The 11,118-nt window shown below is 37.5% G+C and carries 8 protein-coding genes; 4 read left to right on the forward strand and 4 right to left on the reverse strand.

The genetic code is table 11. From position 1 onward, the window contains the following. The first annotated feature begins 4 nt into the window (after positions 1-4). A complete protein-coding gene (locus IM793_RS22505; RefSeq protein ID WP_132402903.1) occupies positions 5-967 on the forward strand; it encodes a hypothetical protein in 963 nt (320 codons plus the stop codon). Between the two features lie 167 nt (positions 968-1,134). Here IM793_RS22505 and IM793_RS22510 read toward each other — a convergent pair whose 3' ends face one another. Both IM793_RS22510 and IM793_RS22515 read right to left on the reverse strand, forming a co-directional pair. After that, complete coding sequence (locus tag IM793_RS22510; protein ID WP_132402906.1) at positions 1,135-1,998, reverse strand: dienelactone hydrolase family protein; 864 nt, start codon at positions 1,996-1,998, stop codon at positions 1,135-1,137. A 62-nt stretch (positions 1,999-2,060) separates the two neighbouring features. Next, positions 2,061-3,065, reverse strand: a complete 1,005-nt coding sequence (locus IM793_RS22515) for a phosphotransferase enzyme family protein (RefSeq protein ID WP_165902747.1) — start codon at positions 3,063-3,065, stop codon at positions 2,061-2,063. A 110-nt stretch (positions 3,066-3,175) separates the two neighbouring features. On the opposite strand from IM793_RS22515, the gene IM793_RS22520 reads away from it, so the two are divergent. Next, entirely contained in the window at positions 3,176-3,769 is a 594-nt protein-coding gene (locus IM793_RS22520; RefSeq protein WP_193425355.1) for a 2OG-Fe(II) oxygenase, read from the forward strand. A 1-nt stretch (position 3,770) separates the two neighbouring features. Here IM793_RS22520 and IM793_RS22525 read toward each other — a convergent pair whose 3' ends face one another. Then, positions 3,771-4,499 carry a LytTR family DNA-binding domain-containing protein gene (locus IM793_RS22525; protein ID WP_132402927.1) on the reverse strand — a complete coding sequence of 243 codons (729 nt, stop codon included), beginning with the start codon at positions 4,497-4,499 and terminating at the stop codon, positions 3,771-3,773. Continuing rightward, positions 4,496-5,992: a sensor histidine kinase gene (locus IM793_RS22530; RefSeq protein ID WP_193425357.1), complete on the reverse strand. Its 1,497-nt coding sequence runs from the start codon at positions 5,990-5,992 to the stop codon at positions 4,496-4,498. The genes IM793_RS22525 and IM793_RS22530 overlap by 4 nt, the downstream gene beginning before the upstream one ends. Positions 5,993-6,319: 327 nt before the next feature. Here IM793_RS22530 and IM793_RS22535 point away from each other — a divergent pair, with 327 nt between their 5' ends. Both IM793_RS22535 and IM793_RS22540 read left to right on the forward strand, forming a co-directional pair. Beyond that, a complete protein-coding gene (locus tag IM793_RS22535; RefSeq protein WP_193425360.1) occupies positions 6,320-7,219 on the forward strand; it encodes an ABC transporter ATP-binding protein in 900 nt (299 codons plus the stop codon). Beyond that, positions 7,216-10,734 carry a M1 family aminopeptidase gene (locus IM793_RS22540; RefSeq protein ID WP_193425363.1) on the forward strand — a complete coding sequence of 1,173 codons (3,519 nt, stop codon included), beginning with the start codon at positions 7,216-7,218 and terminating at the stop codon, positions 10,732-10,734. Before IM793_RS22535 ends, IM793_RS22540 begins: the two co-directional genes overlap by 4 nt. Positions 10,735-11,118 lie beyond the last annotated feature (384 nt).

The following is an 11,118-nucleotide window of genomic DNA, read 5'->3' on the forward strand; positions in this document are numbered from 1 at the left end:
AAATATGGATGAATACCGTTTAAATATTCTCAAAAAATCAAGCGCAGAGATCAACCGTTTACAGTTGCTCTCTGTGTTTTTTGATGATGAGGTGATTTATAAAATTTACTTACGTAGTCAGGTTATTCATCAGCTTTTTGCTAATAATGAAGAGTTGGAGATCGAAAAATTAGATCTTTTCCATCTTCAATTTACCGATAGTGTAGTTGAACTGCTCAAAAAGATTAAAAAGAGCAATGAGAAAAACGTATCGCTCATCTACAATGAAATTGACCTGAACGAAGAACTGATCGATCGGATGGCAAATACGCTCGTTGATCAGAAAAGTTTTCAGCAGGATAAACAGAAACAGTCACTTAAAATTAACTTATCGTTACGGAAGCTGTTCAGTGTATTGTCTGAGCTCAGTTCCGATTTTCCATTTTCTAAAAATATCAACGTTTTTAGTTCTAAATACGCTAACGATTTTTATTTCGATCTCACTACGGATCAATTTGCCAAACTAATTGATTTTCAGGATAAACAAGTATATACCAATGTGTATGCCACCATCGAGAAAAAACTGATGGGTAAATTGTGTAAATACGATTTTCGGACTGAATTTTACATTGGCTTAAAATCAGGCGAGCTGGTTATAGAAGTTTATAAATTTTTAGATATTGACAATTATTACCTGTTTTTCCCCAGCAGAAACCTGTTTTTATTCTGCGATTTAACCATTCTGAAAGATTTGGATATGTCTAATAATCTTTCGGAGCGGGAAAGGATTGTACAGGAACTACAATATAAAAATGATAAATTAAAAAGTAATGCTGCGGTTTTAAAAACTGCCATTCCACATGAAGTTGTTAATTTATTAGAAGATAGTTACCATAAAATATCTGATATTAATTTCCTGAACCACCTCAATAATTTCGATGTGCAATCGAATATTTTGAAGACCATGCTGAAGACGGATTTGTTTTAGGCTGGTTTTTGCCACCTAAGACATCTGAGCGCAGCTTAGAAGTGTCTTGCCGATTAATTATCACTATCGCAAGAAATCGTCATTGCGAGGAGGAACGACGAAGCAATCTTACAACGCTGGGCTGAAAAAGCCTTCTCGCAATGAAGATCTTATGATAGAAATTATTACTACCGCGTCAACACCGCCAATTTATGCTTAAACAGATCAATTGTTCTGCTCCAGGCCAGTTTTGCGGCAGCTTCGTTATATCTGGTAGGTGAGGTATTATTGTTAAAGGCATGGTTTACACCATCATAAATGTAAATTTTGTAATCAATTTTATTTTCTTTTAAAGCCTGCTCATAAGTTGGAATTCCGGCATTAATGCGTTCATCCAGGCCGCCATAATGCAGCATTAAACTCGCTTTAATTTTAGGAACATCTGCTGCATTGGCCTGTGCGCCATAATATGCTACAGCCGCCTGCAATTTCGGATCGTTAACCGCTAATTTATTGGCCATTCCACCGCCCCAGCAAAAGCCCACACAGCCTACTTTACCATTGCCGTCTTTTCTGTTGCGTAAATACTCCAGGCCTTTTAAATAATTCTGTAAGTTTTTTTCAGGATCTAATTTACCGATCAACTCGCGCCCCTTATCTTCATCTGCTGGTGTTCCGCCAAGTGGAGAAAGCGCATCAACACCAAGCGCCAGGAAACCTTCGGCGGCAACACGTTTCGTTACATCAATAATATGTGGATTTAAACCTCTGTTTTCATGAATCACCAGTACGCATCCCAGGTTCTTTTTGCCTTTTGGTTTCGCCAGCACAGCTTTCATTTCACCATCAACACCAGCGTAGGTAATATTTTCAACATCGATACCATCACTGTTAAAATCTGCTGCAGCGGCATAGTTATTCTCCAGCATAGGCAGAATAGTCATGGCTAATGCTGTGCTGCCCGCCAGGATAGCCAGCTTTCTCATAAAATCTTTTCTGCTTACCTGACTGTGGGTATACTCATCGTACAGGTTGATTATTTTCTGATCCATCTTATTGATTTTGAATTAATATACAAGATAAAAAAGGATGGCGAGATTTAAGACAGCATTAGCTAAAAGTTACAATACATTTCTTCCCATTTTTTAATGAGCGTTATACGGTGTTTCGTGTAACGAGGGGTTAAGAACGCATTCGACCAATCATCGTAATTGTCATAAAAGAACTTCAAAAAGAAAATATGAAAGGTAATCCCCAGATAAGGAATGGCTTTTAATTCATCATCGGTTAAGTGGCGTACTTTTTGATAAGCATTTAGAAAGGTTTCGAAATCCTTTTCAGCCTGTTCTTTAGAGATTAGATTATTCAGCTGATGGAAGAAATAGTGGTTAAGGAAAGTCATCAAATCATTAATCAGGTAACCTTCGCCTGCAAAATCGAAATCAAAGAAGGTAATTTTTCCCTGCTCATCAAAGTGGAAATTCTTTGGAAAAAAATCATAATGGCAATAACCATAACTGAACTTTGAAGTATCAAATCCTTCGAACTTTTTAACGACTTTATCTGCGATGTTCGTCAGATATTCAAATTCCTCTTGCATTTCTGTAAAATGAGGTTTTAGATCGCGCAAAGGCTCAAATAAAGTCGTTTCAAAGTTGAATACCGGTCTTGCATTATTCAGTTTAATGGAAGATGTGCTTTGGTGTAAGGTGGCAATGTCCTGACCCAATTGAACAAGGTGTACATTTTCCAGATCCAAAATCACTTTTCCTTCAGCGAAGGAAAATAGTACACCATTTCTTAAACCTTCTATGGCATTAAACTGTTGGATTTGTTTCCCAAACACATCCGTTATCGGGTAGGAAACTGAGTTTCCATTTGTCTTTAAAATATTAAGCAATTCTACTTCAGCTTCAATTTCATTGTGTTTACGGTGTGCATCGCGGTAAATTTTGAAGATATATTTCTGATTCTGATTTTCCAGAATATAAGTATCGCTTACATTACGGATGAGTAACCGGCATGTTGTGGATGGATCTAACTGATAAGTTTCAATTAAATAATCTTTTAAAGCAAGGGCTGATAAAGTGGAGTATTGGGCAGGGAAAATATTTTGCATAAGTAGCGCTTTTGGGGTTTCAAATATAAATTTTAGAAATGACATCTTAGCCATTAATTAAGACTACCTTACCTCCCTTAGGCGAGCTGTTTTAAGATTAATCCTATCTGTTGGAGAAAATATTTGATTGCCTTATTGATAGTTTTATCAAAGATAAAGTGGGGATTGCGGAGAATTTTTTAAATGTTTCTTTGGCAGCACACCTTAAAGATAACCTGATCGGGTTATTTGAAAACAAAAAACTTTTAAATGCTGGTGTGGGTAATAATTTGGTTGTGAATCAGGATAAACTGATCAGGAGCGATGTCATTTACTGGTTAGACAAAAAGCATAACAACCAATACGAAAATAATTTTTTCGATCTGATGGACGAATTTGTTGCCTATTTAAACCGTAGCTGTTATACGGGCATTACTGGCTATGAGTTTCATTATACGCTTTACGAATCGGGTACGTTCTATAAAAAACATATCGATCAGTTTCATAACAATGGAAGCCGGCAATATTCGATGATTATGTATCTGAATAGCGATTGGAAAATAGAAGATGGGGGAGAGCTGCGCATTTACCATGTTGATGAGGAACAGAATATCTCGCCCAATAACGGTAAAAGTGTTTTCTTTAAAAGTTCAGACCTGGCACACGAGGTGTTGCTTACCCATAAACAAAGGATGAGTATTACAGGCTGGTTAAAGATCGGTTAATTTAATCCTCAATATCGAGCAACTGTTTGATTACCCCTTTATAATTTTTACCAATAGGAACCTCCTGACCGTTTTTAAGCACAATGGTATTTCCCTCTAAATAATCGACGTATTTTTTGTTGAGAATAAAGGATTTATGAATTCTGACAAAATAATCGGTTGATAACTGATCTTCAAAACTAGCCAATGTTCTGGGTGTTAGTAGAAAATTATCGTTTTTCCAGACTTTTACATAATTACCCAGGCTTTCCAGGTATTGTATTTCTTCGGTTTTTACCAGGATGTGTTTTTTGTCTGCTTTAATAGAGATTTGCCCATAGCTTTTGATCTCTGCTTTTTCGGTTTCAATAGGACCAGCAGTTTGTTTTTTGAGGTTATAAAATTCCAGCGCCCTGTTAACGGCTTTTAAAAAACGATCGAATCGGAAGGGTTTTAAAAGGTAATCGCAAACGGCCAGATCAAAACTTTCTAAAGCGTATTCTTCGTATGCCGAAGTAATAATAACAAGTGGTTGATGTTGCAACGTTCTTAAAAAATCCAGACCGTTTAGTTTTGGCATCCTGATATCTAAGAAAATTAAATCTATCTGTTGTTTACTCAAAAAATCCAGGGCTTCTGTAGCACGGTAGCAGTGGCCGGTAATTGAAATAAAAGGAATATCTTTTGCATACTCAGTAATTACACCGTGTGCAAGAGGTTCATCATCTATTATTAAGTAACGTAAGCTCATGTTAGCTTGAGTTTTAATTCCGCTTTAAAGATATCAGCAATGGTGGTAATTTCCAATGTATAACGGCTGGGATAAATCAGTTCGAGCCGCTTTCTCAAATTATCAATCCCAATTCCTTTAATCTCGTTTACCTCTTCAGGATCGAAAGAGTTCTCGCAACTGAAAATAAGCGTGGTATCATTACTGATTAACGACAGTTTTAAAGTAGTCGCATCTTCTGCTGGTTCTATACCATGTTTAAATGCATTTTCGATAAGTACAATAAGCAGCAGTGGGGCAATATCTATCTGATCGTTCGTAACCTGCTTTTCAAATTCGAAATGTAAGGTTTTGTGCAAACGGATTTGCTGCAGTTGAATGTAATCATTAATATAATCCAGCTCCTGCGAAAGTTTAACTGTTTTTTCCTGTCCTTTGTAAATCGTATAACGCATCAGTTCTGATAATTGCAAAATACTTTCTGGTGTTTTATCTGATTTTTGCAGGCTTAATGCATAAAGGTTGTTAAGCGTATTAAAGAAAAAATGTGGATTAAGTTGTTGTTTTAATAAATCAAGTTCAGTTTGCGATTTTTCTTTTTCTAAAGAGAGAATCCTGTTGTTCTGTTTCGCCCATTGCAGCGCCAGAACTACTGGTAAACTGATGAGCATAATGGCAAAGGCCCCAAATGCGTTTTCAAGCTCGAAAGGATTATTTACGAATATACTCCGGCCAAAAACCGTGTTTATCGGCAACAAAATTAACAATTGGGCCAATAGTGGATAAAGAACAGCAACAGTTGCTGAGAGTGATAAAAGGTAAACGATCAAACCTTTCTCTTTAAGGATTTTAGACACAAGTAAACGGCTATTGATCAGGAAAAGCAGGTATCCACATAAGTACATGATCAGGAATTGTGAAAAAAAGCCTAAAAACGTCCCAAAATTGAGCAAGAGTAGCTTAATGTCAAATTCGAAACCGACCAAACGGAACCCCTTTCTTTGGTAAACGGGATTGTCTAAGCTAGAAACGGCCATTACTGATATCGTTGCTGCGAGTAAAATGATGGTAATGAGAACAGCATTCTCCAGGCCGATTTTTTTGATCCACTTAATGTGCTGTACTTTCTTCTGGTAGTATTGATTAGCCATCAGCATTAATTCGAGGCTTACTGCTGCCAAAGCGGTTAAAGTAAAAACACCATCATCAAGCTTAACGATTTGCAGGTAAAATGCAATAAGTGTAAACAGAGGAAGTGCGATTAAGAAACAAATACCCCAATAAATAGCATAATGTTTTTTGCTGAGCCTGTTTTTTAATTCGGCTTTAGCAAAAGAAAAAATAAATACGGGGAGCAAACAGAAACCCAGGGCCAAAATGCAGTTGACATAGCTTAACCAAATATTGTTGGTTAAGCTGTAAGTGTTAAATATGGCTATCCACAACAAAAGGCCAATAAATATGAAAAAGTCCTGGTATTTATAACTGAATTTTAAATTCTTTGTATTGAGCATTTCGTATTTAATGTATCCGTGAGTTCACATACCACACTCGTATTATTATTTCGGTTCGTGGAGACACGAACCGATGCGATAATATTTTTTGTTTTTAATCTTTCCATCCCCATGGTCTGTGTCCTCACAGACCAATTTTTCTCCATTCTTTAAAATTAAGAAACTTTGCAGGTTGTTTAAAATATAGATGACGAAAGGTTCATTTTTCATGACGAAAGGAATATCAGGTTATTTTTTCCTTTCATCATCATTTCAGCTTCCTTCGTCACTTAAATTTAACAGATCGGTTTAATCGGTATAATTTGCTTCCATCTTATTTAAAATAAAATGGTACGGCTTAAAATACAGCAACTTACAAAATCTTATCAAAATGGGGTAAAGGCCCTTGATGATGTTACCCTTAACATTGCAAATGGCATGTTCGGCTTATTGGGGCCGAATGGAGCAGGTAAATCGTCACTTATGCGGACGCTTGCAACCTTACAGCTACCAGACTGCGGTCAGGTTCATTTTGATGGAAATGATGTGCTGCAAAATCCCCAGGAAATGCGGAATAAACTGGGTTATTTGCCACAGGATTTTGGTGTTTATCCTAAAATTTCAGCGCTTGATCTGTTGAACCACCTGGCCGTGTTAAAAGGTCTGCAGCATAAAAACGAAAGAAAAGAACAGGTGACTTCACTCTTGCAACAGACCAATTTATTTGAAGTAAGAAAAAGGGCTGTCAGCACTTTTTCTGGTGGTATGCGACAGCGTTTCGGCATTGCGCAGGCTTTATTGGGCAACCCGCAGTTAATTATTGTCGACGAGCCCACCGCAGGCCTTGACCCACAGGAAAGGAACCGTTTTCATGATTTACTGAGCGAGATCGGCGCTTCACGTGTGGTCATTTTATCTACCCATATTGTAGAAGACGTAAATGACCTTTGTTCCGAAATGGCGGTGATGGCTAATGGCAGATTAATATTACAAGGCAAACCTGCAGAACTGACCGGGAAATTAGATGGAAAAATCTGGCGAAGGGTAATCGAAAAGGCAGATCTGGTTCAATATTCGTCGGTTTTTAATGTAATTTCTACCAAAATTATATCGGGAAGGTTCAATGTATTCTTACTTGCCGACGAATGTCCTGAATCAGGTTTCGAGCCTGTTTTGCCTGCTTTGGAAGAGGTATATTTTTCTTCATTATTTGGCTCTGCCAATCAAAATCCGGAGGTGAGGGTATGATTATAGATTTATTAAAATTTGAATTGAAATTCCATTTCGGTCAGATCTCGTTCAAAGTGGCTGCTCTTTTGTTTTTTATGCTGGGATATTTCTGTGTGGTACAGGGTGGATTCGGCTCGGAAGACGTGCATAAAAATTCGCCCTATGTCATCACCAACATCATCGCTCTGCTTTCGCTTTTTTCTATTTTTTCGGGTACATTATTTAGTGCCAATGTGGTGCTGAGGGATAGTATGCACAAAATGGAAGCAGTTGTTTTTACCACTTCGATAAAAAAGCTTCCTTATTTTGTGATCAGGTTTTTAGGCCTGATCATTTCGGTTTTTAGTTTATTGGCATTGGTGGCCCTGGGGATTTATGTAGGCACTTTCTTCATCGATGCCGATCGGTTAGGTAGTTTTCATCTCAGCTATTTTCTACAGCCACTTTTAGTTTTTGCCTTACCCAATGTATTATTCTCAGCAGCAATCTTATTTTGTACAGCGATATTAAGCAAAAGTGTACGCGCAATCTACGTAATGGGGGTGTTGATTTACATTTTGTATATGCTGGCTTCGATATTTGGCAATTCCCCTTTGTTAGCTACATCGACAATGAAAGCTGGTAGTCCTGATATTTTACCTCTACTTTTAGATCCTTTTGCGCTAGCCTCCTTTTTTGGCGAAACCAGAACCTGGACTGATCTACAGCGCAATCAACAATTGTTCCCTGTTGAAGGTGCATTTTTACTGAACAGGTTATTTTGGCTTGGTTTTACAGCCTTGCTAATGCTGGTTAGCTATCGTTTATTCAATTTCCGCGTGCAGCAGCGACGACAGGTAAAAATTAAGACCTTTAAAGCAGAGCAGTTTGAGCTGATTCCTTACCGTGCTTTACCGGTATCATCAAATGGTTTTCGTTACCACATGAATACCTTCTTCGCGCAGTCTAAACTCGAAATGATATTCCTATTTAAAAACATCCCGATTATGGTAATACTCCTGTTGTGGGTGTTTATATTCGGGGTGGATTTGAAAGACCAGCTGTTTAATGGTGTTTATGGTATTCATAGTTATCCGGCAACAGGCATCATTATCGAAGAAATACGTTCAATGAAATTCGGACTTGTCCTGATTATTTTTTATGCTGCAGAAACCATTAGCAGAGAAAAATCAGTAAGTATTCATTCGTTGATTTACAGTACACCTGTTCAGAATTTAGCTTTTTGGATGGCAAAAGCCCTGAGTCTTTTTATGCTGGTTTTCATCCTCGTTACTTTAAATATTGGGATTGGTATTGTGCTGCAGCTTACTCATGGTTATTTTCAGATTGAATTGCCCTTGTATTTATCGTTGTACTATTACAGCGCATTCCCTTTGTTGCTTTTTGTGGTGCTCATTATTTTTATCCAGAATTTAAGTGTAAACAAGTATCTAGGTATGTTGCTGAGCATGATCGTGGTTTTCCTGGTTTCGTATGCAGAAAGGTTTGGTTTAGCACACTATCTTTTCCGCTTTGCAACAGTGCCTGATTTATTACATTCTTATTTTAACGGTTTTGGCTATTATGCGAATGCATTTAACTGGTATATGCTGTATTGGTCGGCTTTTGTAATGGTTCTTGCGGTTTTAACCGTTGGGTTGTGGCAGCGTTCGGTTGAAAATAAGGCTAAAGCGAGATTTGCATCCATAAGTTTGGCATTGAAGCAGCATAAATGGATTACCGTTTTAGCCTTGCTAGTCTGGCTTTCCTGTGGCGCATTTATTTATCATCAAACCAATATCATTGGGAAGTATAAAAATAAACAGGAGCAGTTAGATTGGAGTCTGGCTTACGAGCAGAAATATAAAGCGCTGTCAAGCCAGCCTCAGCCTGTAATTAAAGCCGTTAAAACGAATGTCGACCTATATCCAAATGAAGGAAAATATACTATTAATGGTACTTACCGTTTAAAAAATGAATCTAAAATACCTATTGCTAAAATATGGACCTACGCCAGCCCCGCTGTAAATTCATTTTCTATAACCATTATTGGAAGTAAAAAAAGCGAAAGAGATGAAACATTTAATCAGCTGTTTATCACTTTAAAAACGCCATTGCAACCTAATCAGGAAATAATAATGAATTTCGCTGTTGAAGTAATCAGAAATGGATTTACACCTTTTGATAGTGAAAATTCAATTGTGAAAAATGGAACTTACATCGAGATGGAGAAATTTGTACCTCAGTTGGGCTATTGTTATCATTTTGAGAGCGAAGATAAACGCGCCCGGAAAAAAGCAGGTTTAGCCGAAATAGCCAGCAAGCCCAATTTTAACAAAACATACGAACTGATCGATTTAGAAACCACAATTTCTACAGCCGTTGATAAGCTGGTAATTACTGTTGGTGAATTGCAAAAACAATGGATATCTAACAACAGAAGATATTTCAAATACATCACTTCAAGTCCGATTAATTTTATGTTTGCCTTAAGCAGTGCAAAGTATGCAGTAAAAAAGGAAAAGCACAAGGGAGTAGAGCTCAGGGTGTATTATCAGTCTGGACAAGAGTATAACCTGAAAAGTATGTTTAAGGGACTTAGAGATGCCATGGATTATGGTAATCTGAATTTTGCTAAATATCCGTTAAAACAATTAAGCATCGCCGAGATTCCTCAATATAAAGGTGCTGCAACAGCTTATCCCGGATTAGTTTTCAGTGCAGAGAACATTAATTTTCTGGGGAATTATAGTCAGAAAAGTGCCATTGACCAAAGTTACGCCATTGCCGCGCATGAAACTGCACACCAGTGGTGGGCAAATATATTGACCCCTGCAGATGCTGCAGGTTATGCCATGCTCACCGAATCGTTGGCTAAATACACCGAAAATGTGCTGATTGAAAAGGCTTTTGGTAAAATGTATTTGAGAAAATATTTAGCTTATGACAATAGCCTCTATTTTTTAAACCGAAATAACGGTGAAAAGGAATTGCCACTGGCCAAAACTTTAGATCAGGCTTATGTGCATTACCAAAAAGGAGGATTAACGATGTATGCGGTGAAGGAATTATTAGGAGAGGAAAAGTTTAATGCAGTATTAAGGCAACTCATTACCGATCATGAAAACCCGAAACCCAAGGCTACAGCAGCGGATTTGGTTAATGCGATTTTAAAGGAAACTTCGCCTGAACAGAAGAAATTTATAGATGATTGTTTTAATCAGGTGGTTACTTATGATTTGGGTATTAAAGTGATCAATTGTAAAAAGCTGAGTAATGGAAAATTTAAAATTGATCTTAAAATTGATGCTGAAAGATTAAGTGATGGCAACAAACAATTACCAAATCTTGAGATTGATCTCGCTTGTTTTGATCAATTAGAAATAGCTTGGCAAGCTGATACCAAACCTAAATACGCCCAAAAGCTTTATATAAATCAGCATAAAACCAAACTGTCAATCATTGTTGGGCATAAGCCAAAAACGGTGGCTATAGATCCTTATGGATATATATTGGATAATGATAGGGGAGGCCACGTAGCTGTGGTGGAATAAAAAGGAATTGCTATTGGAAGGACATTCTCAAAGATACGTCCTGCTGTCCCGATTCTATTATATCGGGATCAGCATCTATTTTTGAAAATCGTTATTGATGAGACCCTGAAACGAGTTCAGGGTGACGACCCTCTCCGTAGATTCCAGGTTTGGTTACACTCCACTATCATAGACAGTTTTAGTAAAGGATCGTCATTGCGAGGAGGAACGACGAGGCAATCTTTCATGCTAGTGATTCTGCTATAAAGATTGCTTCGTCGGCTGAAAAAGCCTTCTCGCAATGACGATTCTTCATTGCTTATCACAATACGTTAAGATGATAAAATAAAAAGCACCGTTTCCTAAATTTCAGGATATAGTTAAACGACTACCCCATTCTAGTTG

Origin of the sequence: Pedobacter sp. MR2016-19 (assembly GCF_014947265.1) — a bacterium.
Taxonomy (GTDB): Bacteria; Bacteroidota; Bacteroidia; order Sphingobacteriales; family Sphingobacteriaceae; genus Pedobacter.

Bases quoted from the DNA above. Each gene is read 5' to 3' on its own strand.
- IM793_RS22505 (WP_132402903.1), top strand. From the start codon at position 5: ATGGATGAATACCGTTTAAATATTCTCAAAAAATCAAGCGCAGAGATC.
- IM793_RS22540 (WP_193425363.1), top strand. From the start codon at position 7,216: ATGATTATAGATTTATTAAAATTTGAATTGAAATTCCATTTCGGTCAG.
- IM793_RS22530 (WP_193425357.1), bottom strand. From the start codon at position 5,992: ATGCTCAATACAAAGAATTTAAAATTCAGTTATAAATACCAGGACTTT.
- IM793_RS22515 (WP_165902747.1), bottom strand. From the start codon at position 3,065: ATGCAAAATATTTTCCCTGCCCAATACTCCACTTTATCAGCCCTTGCT.
- IM793_RS22510 (WP_132402906.1), bottom strand. From the start codon at position 1,998: ATGGATCAGAAAATAATCAACCTGTACGATGAGTATACCCACAGTCAG.
- IM793_RS22535 (WP_193425360.1), top strand. From the start codon at position 6,320: ATGGTACGGCTTAAAATACAGCAACTTACAAAATCTTATCAAAATGGG.
- IM793_RS22525 (WP_132402927.1), bottom strand. From the start codon at position 4,499: ATGAGCTTACGTTACTTAATAATAGATGATGAACCTCTTGCACACGGT.